The 22516-nt window shown below is 57.6% G+C and carries 17 protein-coding genes and 1 pseudogene; 5 read left to right on the top strand and 13 right to left on the bottom strand.

Annotated elements, in window-relative coordinates:
* Positions 1-16: 16 nt before the first annotated feature.
* From tagH to AAFH99_RS01490, 3 genes are all read right to left on the bottom strand, one after another.
* Entirely contained in the window at positions 17-1849 is a 1833-nt protein-coding gene (gene tagH, locus AAFH99_RS01480) for a type VI secretion system-associated FHA domain protein TagH (protein WP_406828469.1), read from the bottom strand.
* 85 nt (positions 1850-1934) lie between these two features.
* On the bottom strand, positions 1935-3467 hold the full coding sequence (locus tag AAFH99_RS01485) for a type VI secretion system contractile sheath domain-containing protein (RefSeq protein ID WP_406828470.1): 1533 nt from the start codon (positions 3465-3467) through the stop codon (positions 1935-1937).
* Positions 3464-4291, bottom strand: a complete 828-nt coding sequence (locus tag AAFH99_RS01490; protein ID WP_406828471.1) for a transposase — start codon at positions 4289-4291, stop codon at positions 3464-3466. The genes AAFH99_RS01485 and AAFH99_RS01490 overlap by 4 nt, the downstream gene beginning before the upstream one ends.
* Before the next feature lie 221 nt (positions 4292-4512).
* On the opposite strand from AAFH99_RS01490, the gene AAFH99_RS01495 reads away from it, so the two are divergent.
* The 4 genes and pseudogenes from AAFH99_RS01495 to AAFH99_RS01510 all read left to right on the top strand — a co-directional run bounded on the left by AAFH99_RS01495 (position 4513) and on the right by AAFH99_RS01510 (position 10523).
* A complete protein-coding gene (locus tag AAFH99_RS01495) occupies positions 4513-5385 on the top strand; it encodes a Stp1/IreP family PP2C-type Ser/Thr phosphatase (protein WP_043319685.1) in 873 nt (290 codons plus the stop codon).
* Between the two features lie 121 nt (positions 5386-5506).
* A pseudogene (locus tag AAFH99_RS01500) lies at positions 5507-6040 on the top strand (DUF6531 domain-containing protein); the annotation flags it as partial.
* Positions 6041-6319: 279 nt separating this feature from the next.
* Positions 6320-8881: a hypothetical protein gene (locus tag AAFH99_RS01505; RefSeq protein ID WP_406829195.1), complete on the top strand. Its 2562-nt coding sequence runs from the start codon at positions 6320-6322 to the stop codon at positions 8879-8881.
* A 193-nt stretch (positions 8882-9074) separates the two neighbouring features.
* Positions 9075-10523, top strand: a complete 1449-nt coding sequence (locus AAFH99_RS01510) for a lytic polysaccharide monooxygenase (protein WP_406828472.1) — start codon at positions 9075-9077, stop codon at positions 10521-10523.
* 60 nt (positions 10524-10583) lie between these two features.
* On the opposite strand, the gene AAFH99_RS01515 is transcribed toward AAFH99_RS01510, so the two are convergent.
* Positions 10584-11780, bottom strand: a complete 1197-nt coding sequence (locus AAFH99_RS01515) for a multidrug effflux MFS transporter (protein ID WP_043319687.1) — start codon at positions 11778-11780, stop codon at positions 10584-10586.
* A 174-nt stretch (positions 11781-11954) separates the two neighbouring features.
* On the opposite strand from AAFH99_RS01515, the gene AAFH99_RS01520 reads away from it, so the two are divergent.
* Positions 11955-12983: a succinylglutamate desuccinylase/aspartoacylase family protein gene (locus tag AAFH99_RS01520; RefSeq protein WP_406828473.1), complete on the top strand. Its 1029-nt coding sequence runs from the start codon at positions 11955-11957 to the stop codon at positions 12981-12983.
* Between the two features lie 199 nt (positions 12984-13182).
* Here the strand turns inward: AAFH99_RS01520 and AAFH99_RS01525 are convergent, their stop codons facing one another.
* From AAFH99_RS01525 to hfq, 9 genes are all read right to left on the bottom strand, one after another.
* Positions 13183-14409, bottom strand: a complete 1227-nt coding sequence (locus AAFH99_RS01525) for a lytic murein transglycosylase (RefSeq protein WP_043319689.1) — start codon at positions 14407-14409, stop codon at positions 13183-13185.
* A gap of 188 nt (positions 14410-14597) precedes the next feature.
* Positions 14598-15266, bottom strand: coding sequence for a hemolysin III family protein (locus tag AAFH99_RS01530; protein WP_043319690.1), 669 nt, complete (start codon positions 15264-15266; stop codon positions 14598-14600).
* Between the two features lie 173 nt (positions 15267-15439).
* The gene (locus AAFH99_RS01535) at positions 15440-16762 is read right to left on the bottom strand and encodes an adenylosuccinate synthase (protein ID WP_043319691.1); all 1323 of its coding nucleotides are present in this window, start codon (positions 16760-16762) and stop codon (positions 15440-15442) included.
* 133 nt (positions 16763-16895) lie between these two features.
* Complete coding sequence (locus AAFH99_RS01540; protein ID WP_406828474.1) at positions 16896-18086, bottom strand: ATP phosphoribosyltransferase regulatory subunit; 1191 nt, start codon at positions 18084-18086, stop codon at positions 16896-16898.
* A 64-nt stretch (positions 18087-18150) separates the two neighbouring features.
* A complete protein-coding gene (locus tag AAFH99_RS01545; RefSeq protein WP_043319693.1) occupies positions 18151-18336 on the bottom strand; it encodes a DUF2065 domain-containing protein in 186 nt (61 codons plus the stop codon).
* Positions 18337-18470: 134 nt separating this feature from the next.
* Complete coding sequence (gene hflC / locus AAFH99_RS01550; protein WP_406828475.1) at positions 18471-19346, bottom strand: protease modulator HflC; 876 nt, start codon at positions 19344-19346, stop codon at positions 18471-18473.
* Positions 19347-19357: 11 nt separating this feature from the next.
* Complete coding sequence (gene hflK / locus AAFH99_RS01555; RefSeq protein ID WP_043319695.1) at positions 19358-20509, bottom strand: FtsH protease activity modulator HflK; 1152 nt, start codon at positions 20507-20509, stop codon at positions 19358-19360.
* A 90-nt stretch (positions 20510-20599) separates the two neighbouring features.
* Positions 20600-21937: a ribosome rescue GTPase HflX gene (gene hflX, locus AAFH99_RS01560; protein WP_043319696.1), complete on the bottom strand. Its 1338-nt coding sequence runs from the start codon at positions 21935-21937 to the stop codon at positions 20600-20602.
* A gap of 190 nt (positions 21938-22127) precedes the next feature.
* Positions 22128-22415: an RNA chaperone Hfq gene (gene hfq, locus AAFH99_RS01565; protein WP_043319697.1), complete on the bottom strand. Its 288-nt coding sequence runs from the start codon at positions 22413-22415 to the stop codon at positions 22128-22130.
* Positions 22416-22516 lie beyond the last annotated feature (101 nt).

Here is a 22516-nt window from a genome sequence, read left to right on the forward strand (position 1 = left end):
TTCAGTTGAAATAAAGTTATTTATTGAGGCTCCGCGCATTCTTCAGTTCGGAGAGCTGGCTTTCATAGGTCGAGGCAAACTCTTCGCCGAACAAGCGCCGGTAACAGTTCTCGGGGTCGCCGACCAGCTGACGATATGCGTCGACATAATTTTCCCAGTTGCGGGCGCTTTTACTCGAAAAAACACCACTCTGTTTGCCACCCCGGCGCTCGATATTTTCCGGGCTGAAATATTTCAGCATGGCTTCGTAACCCGCTCGCATTCCTGAAAGTACCGCCACCTGGTGATCGGACAGATCATCAAAACTATCGCGCACGGCTTCCACCGGAGTCATAAAGGCACCGGTGCCCGTAAACATGGCCCCCAGAGCATCTTTTGCGGTGGCACTGAATTTCAGCGGGTTATTTGCTTCAGTCTGAATCATGGTGCGCTGTACGCGCAGCTCATTTTTGATACTGGTGCGCGCACGCAATAGATCGATAAGCCGCGCCACAGACTCTTCGACAATCGCCGCCGCCTGCGCATCCAATTGCGCCAGCTGCTCCCCCTGTAATTGCAATCCCAGTTGCTGCGCCAAAGAGGAGGCCGTGGTTGCCTGTGTCGACTGGGCCTGCGGAGCAGCTGGAGCGATAGCGCCACCAGGCGTCGTCGCGGCAGGGGCAACCGCCGGCTGACTGAATTGCTGCGAGCCCTGGGCAAAGCCGTGTGTCGGCGGCACCGGCGTAGCGCCAGCCACCTCCAGCCCCGGGAAATCGGGCGGTGCATGTTGCGGGTTAGCTGCGGCAACAGATACCGGGGCAGTGTCCAGACCACCGAAACCGGGAGCGCCGCTCACCTGATCTCCGGCTACCTCCGAAAAGGATTCGGCGAAGGGGTTGTCCGCGGGCGGTTGCGCCGGCGGTACGGGGACCTGCGGCACGCTTTCCGGTGCCCGCTGCGGCACTGGCCGCGCAGGCTGCGGGGCTATCCGTTCCCGTGATGGCGGCGACTGAGGGGCTTGCACTGCCTCCTGCTGCGCAGGGAACTGCATGGCATGACTGTGTGCAGGAGCATGATCCTGTTCGCTGCCGTCTTTCCACCAGGCGTCGTCGTCACCCCATTGACTGGCTGGCGCCGGACTCGGCGAAGCCGCAAAGTCACTTAACGGGTCGAAGCCATTGTTACTGATACCACCGGTCAAACCATCCGCAGCGCTGCTATTGCCGCGGTTAAGTACTTGGAGCGGATCGGTCGGTGTGTTTTGCCCGAGAAGGCTATCAAATCCGTCGCCACCAAGCCCACTAGCCGGCGTATCCGTACCTGCGCTTGTCAGGTATCCCCATTCACCGCTCTGATTGCTCTGCGCGCTGGCACCGGGCTCCAGCCAACTGTCCAGCTCCTCGGCTTCCTTGTTGCTTTGCATTTTTGCCGCAGCGGCGGGGCTGAAAGTGGTGCGGTCTGCGTTATCCAGAAAATCCGCGTCACCGAGACCTTTCGGCAGACTGCTGTCCGGCTTGGGCTGCCGTACAGAGACTTTCAGCTGGTAGTCTCCCAGACTGATCACATCGCCATCCGCCAGGGGAGTCCGATTACCCTTGCCGAGAGGATCCGCAGATTGATTGTGGTAGGTTCCGTTTGTGCTCTGGTCAACCAGGAAATAGCGGTTGTCTGCAAACTGGATTTCACCGTGACGGGAGGAAACAACACGCTGCGGATCGGGCAGCACCCAATCATTACTGTCTGCACGACCGAAACTGCCACCCTCGCGGGTGAACAACTTGGTGTGCTTGAGCATGTTGGCCCCTTCGGGGTCGGCGACAACAGAAAGCAAAAGATCCATGACGTTCAGGCTCGCAGGTTGGTTAACCACGGCTGTTTGCACTGCCGCAATGCTTGAGAATGAGGAATGCCAGCGGAAAGGTGCGCGGCAAAACCAGCACAGAACAGACCAGGTATCATTGCCAAGCGCCTCGCAGAGCGGTACCCGCCAGTGACTGCAGTCGTGGCAATAGGATTTCATCACGCCCCTGTACAGATCGCAGCGCGCTCAACCCGGCCGCAGTGAATCGTGCGGCCGCCCTATCGGTCATCCAGGCCTCCGCACAGGGAGTGAGCCATTCACCGTGTGGCAACTTCCGCAGATGCACAGGCAACCCGGTGTACTGGTCGGCGGGCACAGCGGTGGGCGCACCTTGGGCCGAAAACGCAGAACAGATCGACAGCGCTAGCAGGTAAGCACTGTTACCCCACAGGTAATACCGGTGGCCAAGCTCCGAACTCAGCTCTTCGAACGCAAAGGTCTCCGTGCGGGAGGCGTCGGCACCAAACGGCATGCGCAGAAGAAAGCGCGGTGCGGCCAACGCGACGTGCTCACAGGCGGGGTAGGCACGCAGTGCCCGCCAACCATCGGAAAACGCCTCCGACAGCGGATAACACCAGTCATCAGGATCCATGGAACCTGCCATGCTCGGGCAGCCGGCCAGTCGACAATCGCCACCCAGCAGTAATGTGCTACCCGCTGCCTCAGCGATCGTCGCCAGATCAATCAACATGTGCAGGTCTCTCTCTTCGTCAGAGACGAAAAAATCTCCCACAACCAGGTCGTAGGGTTTACTTCCTGCAACGGTGTGCCGCTCTACAAGGCACTTGAATATCCCGGCCTCTTCAAGATCATCCTGGGCGCGGGCAAGGTCGGCAAGTATTTCTTGCTTGCTGATATCGAGTAGATGCAACTCCAGCCCCGGGTGATCTTCCAGCCGGCGCAGCAACATGTGCAGGCTTCGCCAACTGGCCTCCAGTTGGCGGAAATCACTGTGGTGCATGATTTTTCGCATGGCTTCTGAGGCCGCCTCAGTCACCGCATCAAGATACGCAGCCTGATTTTTATCGGGCTTTTTCTGCATATAGGGCGCGACGATATCCTTAATCAACAGGTCAACCTGCCCCGCCGCCGAATTACGCACATGCTCCTGATACACAGCCTGATAGTGCTCACCGGAGAGTATCCGGTCTAGCATGGATTGTGCGCCATCACAGGCCTCTAAACTCGTCGGGGCGGATGCACCAGCACCAGGAGACGGGACTTCCGTACCCCATTGCCGGATTTCATCCACGGCACTGGCATAACCTTTCGCACTCAACAGCTGCTTTTCGAGTTCAATGAACTGCTTGAACAGTGGTACACGCTGATACAGAAAATCCGGATGCAGATCGTCAAATTCCAGTAACTGTAACGGATCATCCATACCCGGAATTCTGATTCCCACCTGAAGTCGTTCGAACAGCTGCTCGAAATTATCCTTCCCCAGCCGAAATGCCTGGCGCTGCGCCAGAGTGTCGGGCTCGCTTACCGAGCGACTGCTGCGACCACTGAAATCGCCGACGATTGCCACCCTGTAAGTGGCACCATGGTGCCGATTGCGATTATTTCCGGACTCCTTCCCTGGGGAAAAAATGGCAGCGCCGGTTTGCATGCTCGCTCTACTCATACTCCTGTCTCCAGGGTGGTGGTGTGTTTATCCGTCGCGCTTTCATTCGAAGCATCACAAAGGGTTTTGACCGCTTGATTACCAGATGACGATTTGTCGTGCCCCTTGACCGCGGGCTTGGCTACCGATTTTTTCTTCGCAGATTTGCGTGGACGCCCGCGCTTAAGCGGCCGCACTCGCTGATTGGAAATCTGCTCAATCTTGTCTTTGAATACGTCGCCACCAAGGATCTGCCCGAGCTTGATGGTCTCCGCAATATACTCAAGCAGGCGTCTGTCGAAGCGGTAGCGAAAAAGCTCTCTATACGCATCCGCGCGCGCAGCAGCAGTATCCCCCAGGGCCATATACAAGCGGTGATCCTTGATGACCGTGCTGAGCGCGAGATTGGCGTGATGCTGAAAACTGGACCAGGCGTAGTCAGCCATCGAGTCAGCCAACCCCAGATAGATCGGCCGTGACTCCACGTAGCGATAGCAGGTCAGCAGGTAGGCATCAGAGTCGATCAGGCTGGATTTGTAGCGCCCGGCCCAGAGCGTTCCGGAGCGACGGTAACGGTGATTGATAAACTGTACATAACGACGCCCGAGAGATTGCATCATGGATGGAATACCTTCCGGCACTCTTGGCGTCGCAATGATCTGGATCATATTAGGCAGCAGCACATACGCATGTACATCGACCCGGTACTGATCCGCGGCATTGCGCAGACTATCCAGATAAAACTGGTAATCTTCATCGTCAAAAAAGCACGGCAGGTTATTGTGGCCCACCTGCACAATATGTTGCGGAATGTCGATTAGATTAAGTCTCGGAAGACGGGGCATCGTGCCAAAAAATCCTTTTTAACTTGCACAGGCGTACCAACTGCGCATCCACTAAGCGGAAGGGGTTGGCATTATGGCAAATGATTGAAAAAAAATTCAAACCTGATGCACAAGCAAGTTAACATTGCTGCGCTAAAACGGAAGAAAGTCATGGAGAGGGAACCGCTGCATGGGTTTCGGTTCCGCTACTTTCAGGAAATTGTCATGGAGCTGTGACTGACATGGAGCCAATCAGGCTGGCAGTCAATGGCCGCACCGATATCGGACAGGTGCGGGAAGAAAACGAAGACAGCATTCGCTGTCACAGTAGCCCCGACCACCCGTTTGCCTATGTGGTGGTGGCTGATGGTATGGGCGGATACAGCGGCGGGGCTACAGCCAGCCGTATCGCCGCAGATACCCTGCAGAACCAGTTCGAGGGCCTGTTGAATTCGACCTTCCTGTCATGCTCTCCCGCACAACAACAGTTGATGTTACGCGCCACGCTGGTTGAAGGTATTGGTGTGGCGAATCGGGAGATACTTCACACAAAACAATCGCGCCCGCAATTTTCTCAGATGGGTACCACGCTGGTGGTGGCCGCTATCTGGCGAGATTTTCTGATCGTTGCACACATTGGTGATTCGCGCGCTTACCTCTGGAACAACTATGGCCTGCAACGTCTGACCAAAGATCACAGTGTTGTACAGGAAATGATTGACTCCGGGCAGCTGACCGCAGAACAGGCACAATCGTCCCAAGTAAGAAATCATATAACCCGCGCACTGGGAATTTCCGAACCAGTAGAGGCAACAGTCAATAGCTGGACGCTGAAGGAAAGCGCGCTGTTGCTGCTCTGCAGCGACGGCCTTACCGAATATCTGGACGACCATACTATCGAGCGGGTGCTGGCCACATACCGCCCGGCACTGGAAAGCGTCTACCACTTCATCGACGATGCAAACCAGTGCGGAGGACGCGACAATATCAGTGCTGGAATAATCGAATTCTGCCATCGCACCGATGCCGTGGTGGAATTTTCCGGTGACCCGATCACCCTGCAACCCAAGGTTAAGGTGGAAGAGGATATTACTGTGCGAAAATCACAGCGTTAACGTTGCGAATCTTTCTAACTACACAAAATTCCTGCCAAACCTATCCCGAGTACGCGACATGACACCGGATCGTCTGGTCGAGTTTATCCCCTCGACCCTCGCCAAATTGCACCCGCACAAAATGCCCTGCTCATCGGCTGACGCCATAGCAATTTGCAAATGGTTTGAGTCCACCGTCCGCGAGAATAGCGATCTATCTTTCGCGCCGCAATTTGAGCCTGTTGGCAGCCGTTTTCCCGCAGATATCTGGCCGACGCTACCAACTATTAATGCGAGCACCTACAGCATCGTAACCGCGCAACGCCCCCCACAGATTTTTACGCCGGCCTCGGTGCCAGTAAATTTTTGTAATTACCCGGGCTACAACCGCGCGGGCGATCTGTTACCCGAGCTACCGCGATGCCAACAAGTGGCAGGGCATGTCATCGCCAGTAACGGAGAGCTGGCTTTCTCACGCACGGATTTTGAGCTGTCCGGCCCCTTTTTCTTTCGATGGCAACGCTTTTATCGCCAATCACTTCTGAAGGATGAGGATGAGTACGCTGATTGCGGTCTTGGCCCTGGCTGGCGCCATAGTTTGAGCGAAAGCCTGCAGTTGCCCGATCCTCAGGGCGGCGTCGAAAAAAAAGTATTGCTACATACAGCGGAAGGCCGCGTAATCGTTTTTGACCTTCCCGCGATTGGTCACGGTTGCTTTAATCGTTGCGAGCGCCTTTTTCTCTTACGCCAGAGCCTGCACAGTTTCCGTCTGATCTCTTTCGACCAACCAGACAAAGTATTTCGTGCTGACGGAACCGGAGTCTCTGTCCCTCTCAGTGAAATGCGCGATACCAGTGGCAATACACTGAGTGTGGATTATCGGGATGGAAAACCGGTAAAAGTTGTGACGTCATGGGGTCGCACTCTTGAGCTTGATTATCAAGAGGGAAAATTGGTGCGAATTAACCATTCCCAGGGCGATGCATCGCACCTGTGTGAATACGGTTTTGATGCATCAGGCCGGCTCAACGATTGCCGCAACAGCCAGCAGCAGGAACGTTATGGCTTTTATGATGACGGGATGATGGCCAGTATTACCAGCCTGACACTGGGCCACATTTTGCTGAACTATGATTCGCTGCAGCGGGTCGACCACATTCGCGTACTCGAAGACCCGACGCCCGCGGGACAATCATGTCCGGAAGTCCAGGGACAGGCGTCTGCGCCCTCGATGTACTACCGGCTGCGATGGAAAACCGGTACTTACAACGGCAGGCTGAACTGCACCCTATCCACTCCGGACCAACACGACCTGCACTGGCAGTTTGATAAGCGAGGCGATCTGCTAGAGATCCGCCAGGGTACACGTACTTCTACCCGACGCTATGATCATTACCGTAACCTGTGTCGGCATGTGGACCAACAAGGCGTCGAAACATTATTTCGCCACGATACCTTTGGTCGGCTGCTGCGCCGGACCTGTGGTGACTTGACCCACCGATACATTTACGACGAGAACGGTCGCCTGATCGCGGCGGGGTCGATTATTGAAAACCCAAATCAATCTTCCGGCAACAGCACGGATACACCCTGTAACGTCCAGCACTGGCATTATCGCTACCAGAACGGTAACAGTTACCCGAAAGAAGTTGTGGATCCAGCTGGACACTGCTGGCAATGCGAACATGACGATCGAGGCCAGCTTCGCCGGCTAACCGACCCCGAAGGCGGTATACTTTGTCTCGACTGGGATGCCCACGGGCAACTCGTCCGCCTGAGCCGTGGTGACGATGTCTACAGCTGGGAGTACGATACAGCAGGTCGTATTACTGCCTGTAAAGGTTCTGAAATAGCGCCGAGAAGCTGGCAATACCATAGCGATGGAAAACTCAGCGAAGCCTCGGTTGCTCAGCACTCTTATTTACTCAGTCGCGACGAATACGGTCGCCTGTGTGGGATTCACGCAAATGACGAACCACTGCTGCAGTGGCAGTACGATGGCTATAGCCGGGTTCGCCACCTGCAGGACTGTGCGGGTAATCGCCAGAGCCTCAACTATACGCTGCGCGGTCATCTAACCTCGCTCCAGATCGAGTGCAGTACCCACAGTCCAATCTACTACTCCTGGCACTACAACGGTCACGGACAACTGACAGCTTTCGGTACAGGAAAAGATACACAAAGGGAGTGGCTGTACGATCAGTGTGGCCGTCTCTCTGAGTTTCACGACAGCGACAGCCACTGGTATCTACATTATAACGATCAGGGTCAGTTGGCCCAGATCCGCAATAACAGCGGTCAACTGTGCAGTTTTCATTTCGATACATTGGGCCAACTGGTTCAGGCTGCCAATGAGCATTGCACTCTACGCTACCGATACGATGCTCGGGGTCTGCTCGTTGCCGAGCACCAGGATCTCAACAGCGAAGCCGGCGACGGAAATCAAGGCTCTGTTGGTGACAACAGCCTTAGCGTGAATCACAGTCACGACAAACGTGGATGGCTCAAACGCTCCGCCTCCGATCAGCTGAATATTGCCTATACGTTTTCCGCCGCGGGCAGCCTCTATGGTATTGATGCCAATGGCTCTATGGTGCTGCGCATTGATGCACAACGTAGTGGGGACCTTCTCACGGGAAAAATTATTTCTCTGGGCAACCATCAACTGCAGCACAGCTACCAGAATGGCATACTTGTCAGTATTCACAGAAACGAGGCGCCGCTGTGGAAACGCACTAAATCCGCAACCGGCTTTACGGCAGCACTGATTGCAGCCCCTGCAGCGACAGAAGGTCAATGGGACAGCCGCGGTAACCTGATTTCTGAGCAGCGCGCGGCAGACAATGGCATTGCCCGCTACCAATACCAGTACGACGGCTGGGGACTCCTGCAATGTGTCGAATGTGGCGACTTCAAAACCTGGTTGCGCTACGACCCGTTTGGTCGCCGGCTGAGCAAATCGAGCATCCACCGTCGCTCGCGCCGGCAAAGGCGTGTTGCCAGTCACTGGTGTGCCACCGGCCTCTGGAACGAGAGCCACCAGGTAGGCCCCCTTGTCCGGGCCACGCACTACCTGCATGATCCCACCGAAGGAATCGCGATTGCACGCCTGTCTCTGGATAGCGAAGCTTCACCCTCGTCTCAATGCGGTATCAGTCCAGACCAGGGGCAGAGAGAGTTTTTCCTGAGCGAGCAGCACGGCCACCTGATCGCGCTGCTCGGCGAGAATACCGCTGCAGCAACGGCTGATCCCGTACTGTGGACCTTCGATGGGCAATCGTCAGAATGGTGCCCAGGCAGCTATCAGGGGCATCGAGGGATCTTTGATGTGGAAACCCGTCTGATCTATCGCAACGGCCACTATTTCCATGTTACCGCCATGGAGTTACCTGATGAGCCGCCACTGCCACCTCTGGACGTTGGCTATCAGCACCCACCCTATCTCAGGCGAACCAACAACGATATTGCCTGCTCCGACCGCGCCCATCCCGTCGCATCGGAGCGGACTACGGAGTAACGGTTCACAAACTGCGGCGACACTGTCGCCGCACTAAACCCGTCGGCGCCCATTTCCCTTCGCCCGCTCGCCTGATCCTATAGCATGAGCCATGCAAGACAACGCTGTCATCTCGGCGCGAATTTACCGCCTGCAGCTGTGACAGCCGCACCTTTGCACTTGAGACAACCAACAATAATTCAAGGAAATGGCAATGAATCACACCACCCGCAAGGGAGTCACTAGTCTGATACTGACACTCACTACCCTGACCGCAATCGACGCCCATAGTCACGGCACCATGGAGGTACCAGAGAGTCGTATCTACAACTGTTTTCTCAATAACCCCGAAAATCCCTCTGATCCGGCGTGCGCAGCGGCCAAAGCGGTGGGAGGCACCCAACCCTTTTACGACTGGAATGAAATCAATCAGGCCAACGCCGCAGGTAATCACCGCGCACTGGTACCAGATGGCGAGCTCTGTGCCGGTGGCCGCAGTAAATATGCGGGCATGAACCTGGCCCGCAGCGATTGGCAGGCCACACCGATTACTCCAAAGGCCGATGGCACTTTCGACTTTATTTTCTGGGGCACCGCACCCCACGCTACCGATGACTGGGTGTTTTACATCACCCGATCCGGTTACACCGGCTCCGAGCCTCTGCAATGGAGTGACATGTTTGAGTTCTGTCGGCTGGGCAATGTGCCGGTGGGGGCAGACAAACGCTATACCCTCAACTGCCCCCTGCCGCAGCTGACCGGTAAGCACGTGATTTACACGACCTGGCAACGGGCTGACAGCCCGGAGGCCTTCTACACCTGTACCGATGTGATTCTTGGGGATGGTGGCACACCGAGCCAATGGGCAGATGAGGGCGCGCTGCAAGCCTATTCGGATCTCGCAGCCGGCAGTCAGGTTACCCTGCGCCTGTTCAACAGTAGCGGCAATGATCTGGAAACGGTCGGCTACACCCTGGGCCAGGATGCCAGTGCCGCCGACTGGGCCTTTGACTTTGCCAATGCCATCAACAGTCAGTCCCAGTATGCCCGTATCGGCGTGCTTGATCCGGCAAACGACACTGTCACTCCGGTAGTGAGCGCCTCGGAAAACCGCGTCTACACCCAGGCGGATCTCAACCTGAGCCACGAGGTGGATATCCAGCCGGCAGGAGGCAACGGCGACCCGACTGCGGTGATAACCCTGTCGCCGGAGAGCCTCACTGGTGCCGGTGTGATCAATCTGTCCGCCAGTCAGTCGAGCGACCCGGATTCCGACCCGCTGACCTACGCCTGGACCCTTCTCGCTGGCGACGGAGCGACCTTTAGCAGTACGGACAGTGTGGATGTGGCCCTGAGCCTGAGCGAACCCACACAGGCTCAGACAGTCACTGTGCAGCTGACCGTAAACGATGGGCAGGCGAGCAGTAGTGCTGTCGTCAATATTCAGCACAACCCGCAATCCACCGGTGGCGACGACTACGATTACGTGTATCCCGATGGCATCGGCAATTATGTGCCCGGAGAAACAATAGTGCTCGGCAGCGATAACAACCGCTATCTGTGCCGCCCCTTCCCTGAGGGGCAATGGTGCAATATCAACAGTGCCTACCACTATGCGCCCGGTAGCGGCTCGAACTGGTCCGACGCCTGGACACAACTCTGAATACCCCGAACTTTCCATCCACAAAAAAGCCCGGCAATGCCGGGCTTTTTAATTTCTAACTCAGGTTGCGACAGAGTGGGGCGACTGACGCAGCGTAAACATAAACAACAGCGTCGCTATCCCTCCACAGGTAGCAATGGCTGCGACCAGGGTGAGCGGAGAACCATCGAACACTGCACTGACAATAGCGATTGCCGCAGCGCCCAGCATCATCTGCAGAGTGCCGCCAAGGGCCGCAGCCGTTCCCGCAATGGGACCGTGATCATCCAGCGACAGCACCATGGTGGTCGGTACCACCAGCCCCAGGAATGCGTTGGCAATTAACAGCAGAGCCACCAGCACCACAAAGTCATCCACGCCCGCCAGGTTCAGCATCAGATTAAACCCGGCAACCAGGGCAAAGCCGCTCACCGCCCACTTCACCACCGCGACGCCGCCAAACCGCTCACACAGATTCGCGGCAAACTGGCTGGCCACAAAAAAACCCAGCGCATTCAGCGCAAAGGCAAGACTGAACTGAGTCGGTGTCAGCCCGTAGTAGTCCGTATACAAAAACGCGGCGATAGAAAGGAAAGAGAAGAAGCTGGCCATACCCATGCCGCCAATCAGGGTCATCCCCATGAATGTTGGATCCCGGAACAGCACCCTGAACGCATCGAACATGGCACCGACTTTGAGCGGCACTCGACTCTCCTCGCTCAGAGTCTCCGGAAGTGCGAAACGGATCAACAGCAGACTGACCACCGTTGCCGCCGCCACCGCATAAAACACCGATGGCCAGCCGAACGGCGCCATCAGCAGACTGCCCGCCAGCGGTGCCAGCATCGGCGAAATGGAAATCACCAGCATCACAGTAGTCATCAGGCGGGTCGCCTCAGTACCGGTGTAACGATCGCGAATGATCGCCCGCGGAATCGACATCACCGATGCCGCGCCCACCCCCTGCACAAAACGCAGCGCGATCAGCCACTCGATGGTCGGTGCCAGGGCACAGCCGATGGAGGCGAACAGAAACAGCACCAGGCCGAAATACAGTGGCGGCTTGCGCCCGAACATATCCGCCGCCGGCCCGTAAAACAGCTGGCAGACACCGAAGGCGATAAAAAAGGAAATCAGCGTGTACTGGGACACGGCCGCCGGCACACCATAATCCTCAGCCATCGCTGGCATGGCAGGCAGGTACATATCAATGGCAAATGGTCCAACGCAACTGAGCAAGCCCAGGATCAGTGCCATCTTCAATAAATCGGGTTTCATAAATATCGATATCCGGAAAAATTGCCGGACGAATGAATGCCCGAACCTGCGCTGATTCTAACAGCCGTTTGTGTCAGTCCAAGCCCAAATAGTCACCGACAAGAACTGACTTCCACCAATCGCAGGGTCACAACTACAATAACCGACAAGTCATTTTTTACCGAACCCGATTCCATGCCACACAACGCACAAGAGCCCTTCGTCATCGCCGGTGTCACCGTCGCCCGGGGCGAAACCAAAAAAATCGAACTGCCCATCGTACGCCTGTACACCGACACCGAAATGGCCATCCCGGTTTACGTACATCGCGGCAAAAAACCCGGCCCCACCATGTTCGTCAGCGCCGCCATTCACGGCGACGAACTGAACGGCATCGAAATCATCAGCCGCCTGATCAATAGCAAAGCGCTCAAGTCCCTGCGCGGCACCCTGATCGCCGTACCCGTGGTCAACGTCTACGGCGTACTGCACCAGTCCCGCTACCTACCCGACCGCCGCGACCTCAACCGCTCCTTCCCCGGCTCCGCCCGCGGCTCCCTCGCCGCGCGCATGGCACACATCTTCCTCGAAGAAATCGTCGCCAAATGCGACTACGGTATCGACCTCCACACCGGCGCCATCCACCGCAGCAACCTTCCCCAAATCCGCGCCAACCTCGACGACCAAAAAACCCGAGAAATGGCCGCCGCCTTCGGCGTCCCGGTCCTGCTGAATGCCACACTGCGAGACGGCTCCCTGCGCCAGGCCGCCGCCGACCTCGGCGTACGCATACTCTTATACGAAGCCGGCGAAGCCCTCCGCTTCGATGAACTCTGCATCCGCGCCGGCGTGCGCGGCGTACTCAACGTCATGCGCAAACTCGAAATGATCCCGGTCAAACGCGGCCGCCAGGGCATCGAACCCTTTGTGGCCCGACGCAGCGGCTGGTTGCGCGCCGGCGACAGCGGCATCGTCAACCACAAAAAACAGCTCGGGGATCACGTAAAAAAAGGAGAAATCCTCGCCACCATTGCCGACCTATACGGCAACGAACTGGACAAGGTACTGGCCGATGCCGATGGCATCATTATTGGAAAGCAAAATATTCCGCTGGTGCAGGAAGGTGAGGCGATGTACCACGTGGCTTATTTTCAGGAGCCAAATGAGGTACTGGAAAATCTGGAGTTATTGCAGGATACGCTGCTACCGGAAGAGAATTTCTAGGTGTTCCTTCGTTCCTAACGAAGTTCAAAACCTGATGAGAAGGAAAGATGGCGGGTGGGAATTTTCAGGAGCGTCGCAAACAGGATGTTTGCGCCGCAGCGCCCAGGGATGGGTTCACAGGGGGGCGCCTAGCTCGGTCCTGAAAATTCCCACCCGGTAGCTTTCCGCCACCGGGAGAGATCAAACAGGACCACTATTCTCAGTTTTTACGCAGGAGCTCCAAAACCTCTTTGCTCGGGAAGCCCTGCAACTCAACCCCAGCCTCTTCCTCAAACTTCAGAATCGCCTTGCGGGTACCACCACCGGCCTTGCCGTCGATCTCCCCATCGTAGAAGCCCTTCTCCTTCAGCTTGGTCTGCAGCTCCATTACCTCATCGGCCTCCAACTTGGTAAACGGACGCTTCCAGTCTTTACTCAGCGGTGCCGCACCACCAATCTGATCCGCCAGAATACCCACCGCCGCCGCATAGCGATCCGAATTATTGTAGCGCTTGATCACAAAGAAATTCTTCAGCATCAGGAACGCCGGCCCCTTGCGGCCCGCCAGCACCTTCAGTTCCGCCATATCATCCGGGCGTGGAAAACTCTTGCCGCCAACACGCTTGACACCCAGCTTCTCCCACTCCGAAATCTTCAGCTTTCCACCAGGAAGCTTGCGTTCCGGAATCGTCACCTCATAACCCCAGGTCTGCCCGCTGACCCAACCATTTTTCTTCAATAGATTCGCCGCCGTCGCCAACGCATCCGGCACCGAATTCCAAATGTCGCGCTTACCGTCGCCATCCATATCCACCGCATACGCTTGGTAACTGGTCGGAATAAACTGCGTATGACCCATCGCACCCGCCCAGGAGCCGGTCAGGTGACTCTCATCGATATCACCACTCTGTAAAATTTTAAGCGCCGCCAACAGCTGACTGGTGCCGAACTTCTTACGCTTCGGGTCCGCATAGGCCAGCGTCGCCAGCGAACGCACCACACTGCGCATCACCGTCTTGTTGTCCAGAATCGCCCCAAAGCTCGATTCCATCGACCAGATCGCCAGCAGGATATTCGGGTTCACACCGGACTGCTGCTCGATCTTGTCCAGCCACGGCTTTAGCTCCTTCTTTTTCGCCTTACCGCGCTGCACCGCAAACTTGGTGATGCGGTTGTCGAAGTACTGCCACACCGGTGCCTTGAACTCCGGCTGGTAGCTGGCCTTGTCCAGCACCCACTGGTCCGGAGAGTCAATACCCTTGAAAGCGCGATCAAACGTCTCCGCGGTGATCCCTTCTTTCATCGCTTTCGCGCGGAACTCTTTTTTCCACTTTTCAAAGCCCGGATCGGCCGCAGCCCCCGCGAACATGGGAAGTGCACAGAAAAAAGCAAACAGAATGGAAACAAGACCGGCACGACGCACCGGGAAAAAGGCAACCTGGCCCATAACAGCTCCTTGGCAAATAACAGCTCGCACAAGGGTAGAACGGAAGACAGGCAACGGAAAGGGAGGATTGACGCCAGTCACTCAGGCTGTGACTGGCCCGACACTATATTCCACGTGCTGAGGGCTCAGCTAGGCACGCTAAAGCTCTGCTCTATACGCTGAAGGCTCTAATCAATTAGAGGAAACGGCTAGCTCGCCGGAGGGATCACGTAGAACAGCACCGCAAAGAAATGCAGCACGCCGCCCGCCAGCACAAACAGATGCCAGATGGCGTGGTGGAAGCGCAGGCTGCGCCACAGGTAAAACGCGATACCGCCGGTGTAACAGAGGCCGCCCAGCACCAGCAGCAACAGGCCACCGGGCGCCAGGTTATCCATCAGCGGCTTGATCGCCGCAATCACCACCCAGCCCATCAGCGCACTCAGGGTAATCGACAGAGCGCGAATTTTTTTCAGCGGCGTGAACTGAATAATCAGGCCGATCAACGCCAACCCCCAGATCACCCCGAACAGGGACCATCCCCAGGGCCCGCGCAGGGTAACCAGGGTAAAAGGTGTGTAAGTGCCCGCTATCAACAGAAAAATTGCCGAGTGGTCCAGCGTGCGCAGCACCTGCTTGGCGGTGGGGTGCGTGACACTGTGATACAGCGTGGAGGCGGAGAAGCACAGGATCAGAGTCGCCGCGTAGATACTACTGCTGACAATATGCCAGGCATCTCCGCGCAGTGCCGCAAAGGCACACAGTACCCCCAGCCCGGCAATAGCCAGTAACGCGCCCACCCCGTGGGTGATGCTGTTGGCGATTTCTTCGGCAAAGCTGTAGCGAGTGGCGACCTTGGCGGTCAGGCTATTGGACATGGCGCTTACCCGTAGTGCGGTTTTCCGTGGACCAGGTTTGCCTGCCAGTATGGCAGAGAAATGTGACTACAAATTTAATTGCGGTCTCATGATCGGAAAATGCACTGGATGAGGCAAGCGCTGTTTGAGACCGGCGGGTACCGCCGGTCTCATTAGGCTTCAATTATGCGATATCACACGCTGGCGTTGTGAATGCCCATTTCGCACAGGGCAGAGGACTCGCGCACAATAGTCTGCACGCGGTCCGGACCGGTGGAGATGATATCGATGGGCGCACCCACCAGCTCTTCGATACGCGCGATGTAGTCGCGGGCCGCCTTGGGTAGCTCCGCTTCGCGGGCGACGCCAAAGGTGGTTTCGCTCCAGCCGGGCATGGATTCGTACACCGGCTCCACGCCTTCCCAGCCTGTGGCATCAAACGGTACAGGCACATCTTCGCCGGCGCTGTTGCGGTAGCCCACACAGATCTTCACTTCTTCCAGGCCATCCAGCACGTCCAGCTTGGTCAGACACAGGCCGGAGATGCTGTTGATGCGGATCGCATGGCGCACGGCTACCGCATCGAACCAGCCGGTACGGCGTTGGCGGCCGGTGGTGGCACCGAATTCGTGGCCTTTTTCACCCAGGTGTCGGCCCACATCACAGCCCAGCTCGGTGGGGAAAGGACCGCCGCCCACACGGGTGGTGTAGGCCTTGGTGATACCCAGTACATAGTCTAGGTACAGGGGGCCGAAACCGGAGCCGGTGGCGGTACCGCCGGCGGTGGTGTTGGAAGAGGTCACATACGGATAAGTGCCGTGATCGATATCCAGCAGGGAACCCTGGGCACCCTCGAACAGGATGTGCTCGCCATTTTCGCGGGCGTTGTGCAGGATATCCGCCACATCCGCGATCATCGGCACCAGGTCCTTGCGCCAGGTTTCCGCCAGCTTGAGGGTTTCCTCATAGCTCACCGGGTCAGCCTTGTAGTACTCGGTCAGAGCGAAGTTGTGGTATTCCAGCAACTCTTTCAGTTGGGCGCAGAAGTTATCCCAATTGCACAGATCGCCGAGACGCAGACCGCGACGCGCGACCTTGTCTTCATAGGCCGGGCCGATGCCGCGACCGGTGGTGCCGATGGCCTTGGCGCCTCGGGCTTTCTCGCGGGCCTGATCCAGGGCCACGTGCACCGGCAGAATCAGCGGGCAGGCGGGCGACAGACGCAGGCGCTTGCGTACGGGAACGCCAGCGGCTTCCAGCTCACCCATTTCCTTCTCAAGGGCTTCCGGGGACAGCACCACGCCGTTGCCGATCAGGCAGGTGACGTCCGGGCGCAGAACACCGGAAGGGATCAGGTGCAGTACGGTCTTCTCACCATTGATCACCAGGGTGTGGCCGGCGTTGTGACCGCCCTGAAAGCGGACTACCAGTGCGACTTTCTCGGTCAACAGATCGACAATCTTGCCCTTGCCTTCGTCGCCCCACTGGGTGCCCAGCACCACTACGTTCTTGCCCATGTGCGTAAATCTCGTGTCGTCAGTTCAACGTTAGACGGGCGGAAGGGATTTGCTGGCCGCGCCCGTCCTGCGGCCAACAAGTGCAATACACAAACTGCGATAAAAAGTCCGATTCAATCGGATAGCTTAGGGTTCAATCCCGCGCCTTCACCACCCACTGGTCGCCCTCGCGCACCAGTTCGCGGTCGCAGCGTGCCAGGGTCTCGGTATCGTCGCTGCCCTCCTCGGGCATCGCGCTGATGACTATCTCACCATCCCCACGCAGGCTGGCAATCAGTTGCCACAGCTGCTCACAGTCACTGGCCGGAGCCAGGATAGCGCCGGCTTCGTCACTGGCGCTCTGTCCCAGGGTATTGATCGCTACCAAGTCGGTACTGAAACCGGTGGCCGCCCGGTCGCGACCAAACACGGCGCCGATGCCGTTGTAGCGGCCACCATTGGCCAGTGCCTGACCATGGCCGGGAGAGTAAGCGGCGAAAACCAGCCCGGTTTCGTAGTCGTAACCGCGCATTTCGCCGAGATCAAAAAACAACTCAACCTGCGGATAACGGCGTGCGATCGCATCCGCCACCCGCTGTAATTCATCCAGCGCATTGAGCAGTGCTTTGGGGCCGCCCGCAAACAGTTCGCTGGCGCGGGACAGGCATTCACTGCCCCCGGCAAGGCGAGGCAGACTACGCAGCCATTTCGCCGCTTGGGCGTTTTCAATGTTCGCTTCCACCCAGCGCTCGATATCTGCCACCGCCTTGCTCTGTAACAGCGTGGTCAGTGCACTCTGCTGATCCGCGTTCAGCTGCGCGGCGTCCGCCAGGCTGCGGAAAATTGCCACATGGCCGAGATCCAGGTGGATCTCGCGAATTCCCGCGGTGCGCAGGGTCTCCACCATCAGGCTGATGACCTCGATGTCCCCCTGCAGACTCTCGACGCCGTACAGCTCAGCGCCAATCTGAATCGGTGCCCGCGGGCCCATGGGCGCACGCGGTCGGGTGTAGAGCACCTGGCCGGCGTAACACAGGCGGTTGGCACCGCTTCTGGGGAAACTGTGGGAATCGATACGCGCGGCCTGGGGGGTGATATCCGCGCGGATGCCCAGGCTGCGCCCGGACAACTGGTCGGTCACCCGGAAAGTGCTCAGGTCCACATCGCGGCCCATACCAATCAGCAGAGAGTCGGTGAATTCCACCATCGGTGGGATGATCATCTCGTAGCCCCAGCGGTGGTACAGGTCCAGCAGATCTCTGCGGAGGGTTTCCACCCGCTTGGCGTCCGCGGGCAAAATCTCGGCGATGCCATCCGGTAGCATCCAGCGTTCGGCTTGGGTCATGATGTGGGCATTCGACAGTTAACAGTGCGGCCGCAGTGGCCGGAAGAATTCTCAGTCCTGGAGATCATGCAAAGAGCATCAGCAGGGCTGTGCCGGCGAGCATGGATACCAGCCCCGCCGTGCGCAGGCTGCGATTATCCACAGATGCCAGCTGCTGCACCAGTGCGCGCCAGCGCTTGGGGTAGAGAAAAGGCAATATGCCTTCGATGATCAGCACCAGGCCAATGGCCCGGACCAGCTCGTCCCACACGGTAGCGGCTCCAGCAGCGTTCCTACAATTCCAGCAAACAGGCCGGCACAAAAAAACCGGGCGCCGGCCCGGTTTCGAGGATTTTACCACTAATTTGTGGAAGTGTGGCCACCACCGTGGCCACTAAATAGCCGTTACTTACCTGAAGAATCCTTCAGGTAACGGAAGAACTCGCTGTCCGGCTCCACCAGCAGAATGTCGCTCTTGTCCTTGAAGGACTCCTTGTAGGCGGTAAGGCTGCGGGAGAAGCGATAGAACTCCGGATCCTTGCTGAAGGCCTGGGCGTAAATCTTGGCCGCTTCCGCATCCCCTTCACCACGCAACTCTTCCGCCTTGCGGTAGGCTTCCGACTCAATCACCACCTTCTGGCGGTCGGCATTGGCGCGGATGCGCTCGCTGGCTTCCTGACCTTTCGCACGGTGATCCCGGGCTTCCAGCTCACGGCCGGCGCGCATACGCTGGAATACCGACTCGGACACTTCCGGTGGCAGGTCGATGCGCTTGACGCGCACATCAACGATTTCCACACCCAGATCTTTCTGCGCGGTCTGGTTCAGGTTTCGCGTGATATCGCCCATCAACTCATCGCGCTCACCACTGACCACCTCGTGCAGATCCCGCACACCAAACTGGTTACGCAGGCGGTTATTGATCTGCTCTGCCAGCAGTCGCACCGCGTTGCGCTCATCGCCGCGCGTTGCGACGTAAAAGCGACCCACATCAACAATACGGAACTTCGCGTAGGAGTCCACCATCATGAACTTGTTTTCGCTGTTCAGCATCCGCACCGGTTGCGAGTCCACAGTCTGGATACGGGCATCGAACTTGCGCAGCTCATTCACCAGCGGAATCTTGAAATACAGACCCGGCTCATAGTCCGTGCGTACCACTTCACCGAAGCGCAGTAATACGGCCTTCTCGGTTTCTTTTACCACAAACGCGCTGCTGGACACCGCGAGCACAGCGAGCAGAATCAGAGCGATGACAAAAAGAGACTTGTTGCTATTCATGGTTTCTCTCCTTATCGCACTTCACGGCTGCGGCGGCTGTTGGCCACTTCAGTGCGCAACTGGTTGATTACCCGCTGGGAGATCTCGTCGATCACCTGGGGAGAGATCTGCGGACGCTGGCTGGCACTGGTGGCGCTACCTTCGGCCAGCTTGTCCAGTGGCAGGTACATCATATTGTTGCCGCCCTCGACATCCACCATCACTTTGGAGGTGTTCTGCATCACTTCCTGCACCGCGTCCAGATACATACGCTCGCGAGTCACCTCCGGCGCACGCTCGAATTCAGCCAACAGCGCGGTAAAACGGGAAGCCTCACCACGGGCGCTTTCCACCACACGGGACTTGTAGGCTTCCGCTTCTTCCAGCATCCGCTGGGCCTGACCGCGAGCTACCGGGATCACCTGATTGGCATAGGCCTGGGCTTCATTCTGCAGGCGCACCTCGTCTTCGCGGGCACGCACCACATCATCAAACGCGTCCTGCACTTCCCGCGGTGCCTTGGCATCGGTGAGGTTGACCACATCGACGCGAATACCGGTTTTATACAGATCCAGGTAATCCTGCAGGCGCGCCTGGGTGTCGGCGGCCACCTGAGTACGGTTCTGGGAGATAACCCCGTTCAGAGTCTGCGAACCCACCACGTGGCGCAGGGCGCTGTCGGTGGCTTCCTGCAGGCTTTTCAGCGGGTCCGCTCCACGCAGCACGAAGGATTCGGCGTCGTCGATATGCCACTGCACCTGCAGCACCACATCGACAATACTCGCGTCTTCGGTGAGCATCTGACCATTGGTGCGCTCGGTACGCACCTCGGTCATGTTGACCTTGGTGACATTATCAATCAGCGGCGGGTTCCAGTGCAGACCGGCGGTTTCGGTGCTGTGGTATTTACCGAGGCGCAAGACCACCGCAGATTCATTCGCATCCACCTGGTAGAAGCCCCAGAGGCCGTAGACCACGGCCAGTACAATCAGCACCAGTGACCACGGGAAACTGGCACTGCCACCGGGGCGACCGTCGTCCCCGGAAGGTTTGCCACCGAACAGACCGTTCAGCTTCTGCTGCATCTTGCGCAGCACTTCATCCAGATCCGGCGGGCCGTCGTTGTTGCGATTGCCGCCACCCCAAGGGTCCTTGTTATTACCACCCGGTTCGTTCCAGGCCATTTATCAACTCCAACTCTGCAATTTATTAATCATTAGCTGACGCAAATTCTAGCATTGATTGCCTAGGTCGCGCCGAGCAGCGGGATCCGTTCAGTCCACTTCCCAATCTTCTGGCTTTGGCTCATCTTCCGGTTTTTCCGGTAGCCACTGGGGTGGATTGGACACCTCGCGGAAAGGTGCCATCAGGCGCTGCAACTCCGCGCGCGGCAGCAGTACCTGTAATTCTACGTCGCCATTATCGCGGTAGTTTTCTTCCTGAACCGCGTTCCCTTCAAACAACTGCGCGCGCAGGCGCGCGTGCTGCGGTGGAATAACGATGGCGCCACTCACCATCTGTTCACCGAGCCGCTCGGCAATGGCCTCGACCAGTAAATCACAACCAGCACCGGTGACTGCCGACAGCCAAACCGCACGGGGCACCCCCTGATCGTCGCGATCGATACGCGGTTCGGCATCCGCCAGTAGATCCAGTTTGTTGTACACCAGCAGATGGGGCAAATCCGCCGCGCCAATTTCCTCGAGTACCGTCTGAACCTCTTCAATCAAATGCAGGCGGTTCTCTGCCGCAGCATCCACTACGTGCAACAACAGGGTGGCATTGGCCGCCTCTTCCAGGGTGGCGCGGAAGGCTTCTACCAGCCGGTGTGGCAGGTGTGATACGAAACCTACGGTGTCGGCGAGGATCATCGCGCCGACATTTGGCAGGTCCACCCGGCGCATGGTCGGGTCCAGGGTCGCGAACAGCTGATCCTGCACATACACATCCGCATCGGTGATGCGATTGAACAGGGTGGATTTGCCGGCGTTGGTGTAACCCACCAGTGAGACCGTAGCCACTTCTGCACGGGAGCGGGCGCGGCGCCCCTGGTCGCGCTGACGACGCACCTTGTCCAGGCGCTTCTCGATGGAGTCGATACGCGCACGCAACAGCCGGCGGTCGGTTTCCAGCTGGGTCTCACCGGGACCGCGCAAACCGATACCGCCCTTCTGGCGCTCAAGGTGGGTCCAGCCCCGCACCAGGCGAGTGGACATATGACGCAGCTGCGCCAGCTCGACCTGCAGCTTACCTTCATGGGTGCGCGCGCGCTGGGCGAAGATATCCAGAATCAGCCCGGTGCGGTCGAGCACCCGGCATTTGAGCTCGCGCTCGATGTTCCGCTCCTGACTGGGAGAGAGTGTGTGATCGAAAATCACCAGCGCAGCGTCGTGCTTGGTGACCGTCTCACGGATCTCTTCAAGCTTGCCGCGGCCGACAAATGTCTTGGGGTCGGGAGTGGCCCGCTGGCCAAAGATGAATGCCACCGGGTCGGCACCGGCAGACAGTGCCAGCTCTTCAAACTCCCGTGGGTCGTCGGGGCTGTCGATAGCAGAAAGCTCCAGATGCACCAGCACAGCCAGCTCTCCGGATTCCGGGCGATCAAAAAACAAGGATTATTCTCTTGGAATCAATAGTTGGGGCCGCACATGGTGATGGATGCACCGGCGCCGAACAACAGACGCCCCGGACGAGCCGGGGCGCTGAATACAACTTTACGCAATTTTGCGGGATGGCAGGCACTGTAGCCGACACCGCTGACCGCGGCGCTCTTCAGAACATTGCATCTCAACAACTGACGGATTAACCGCCGAAGCTGTCTCGCTCACCGCCCTCCGGGGCACCACCTTCACCACCCTGGCCTGCCGGATTCATCAGCGGCACACGCACGGCACGGGAGGGAACAACGGTGGAAATTGCATGTTTGTAAACCATCTGGCTTACGGTGTTTTTCAACAGTACTACGAACTGGTCAAAAGATTCGATCTGGCCCTGCAGCTTGATGCCGTTGACCAGATAGATAGAAACCGGGATACGCTCTTTACGCAAAACGTTCAGGTAAGGGTCTTGTAAGCTGTGCCCTTTTGACATCTTTGTTCTCCTTGCCAAAAGATAAGTCGCCAGATGACGCACGATCGCGTCCGCGAATCCCGCGGACTGAAGAAACGGCCATGGTAATGAGGCGTATAAAA

The organism is Microbulbifer sp. ARAS458-1, from assembly GCF_045348205.1.
GTDB lineage: Bacteria > Pseudomonadota > Gammaproteobacteria > Pseudomonadales > Cellvibrionaceae > Microbulbifer.

Excerpts from the sequence above, each read along its gene's own strand:
- AAFH99_RS01495 (WP_043319685.1), top strand. The coding sequence starts at position 4,513 with ATGGAGCCAATCAGGCTGGCAGTCAATGGCCGCACCGATATCGGACAG.
- AAFH99_RS01490 (WP_406828471.1), bottom strand. The coding sequence starts at position 4,291 with ATGCCCCGTCTTCCGAGACTTAATCTAATCGACATTCCGCAACATATT.
- AAFH99_RS01520 (WP_406828473.1), top strand. The coding sequence starts at position 11,955 with ATGCCACACAACGCACAAGAGCCCTTCGTCATCGCCGGTGTCACCGTC.
- hflC (WP_406828475.1), bottom strand. The coding sequence starts at position 19,346 with ATGAATAGCAACAAGTCTCTTTTTGTCATCGCTCTGATTCTGCTCGCT.
- AAFH99_RS01540 (WP_406828474.1), bottom strand. The coding sequence starts at position 18,086 with ATGACCCAAGCCGAACGCTGGATGCTACCGGATGGCATCGCCGAGATT.
- AAFH99_RS01510 (WP_406828472.1), top strand. The coding sequence starts at position 9,075 with ATGAATCACACCACCCGCAAGGGAGTCACTAGTCTGATACTGACACTC.
- hfq (WP_043319697.1), bottom strand. The coding sequence starts at position 22,415 with ATGTCAAAAGGGCACAGCTTACAAGACCCTTACCTGAACGTTTTGCGT.
- AAFH99_RS01525 (WP_043319689.1), bottom strand. The coding sequence starts at position 14,409 with ATGGGCCAGGTTGCCTTTTTCCCGGTGCGTCGTGCCGGTCTTGTTTCC.
- AAFH99_RS01485 (WP_406828470.1), bottom strand. The coding sequence starts at position 3,467 with ATGAGTAGAGCGAGCATGCAAACCGGCGCTGCCATTTTTTCCCCAGGG.
- AAFH99_RS01530 (WP_043319690.1), bottom strand. The coding sequence starts at position 15,266 with ATGTCCAATAGCCTGACCGCCAAGGTCGCCACTCGCTACAGCTTTGCC.
- hflK (WP_043319695.1), bottom strand. The coding sequence starts at position 20,509 with ATGGCCTGGAACGAACCGGGTGGTAATAACAAGGACCCTTGGGGTGGC.
- AAFH99_RS01515 (WP_043319687.1), bottom strand. The coding sequence starts at position 11,780 with ATGAAACCCGATTTATTGAAGATGGCACTGATCCTGGGCTTGCTCAGT.
- AAFH99_RS01535 (WP_043319691.1), bottom strand. The coding sequence starts at position 16,762 with ATGGGCAAGAACGTAGTGGTGCTGGGCACCCAGTGGGGCGACGAAGGC.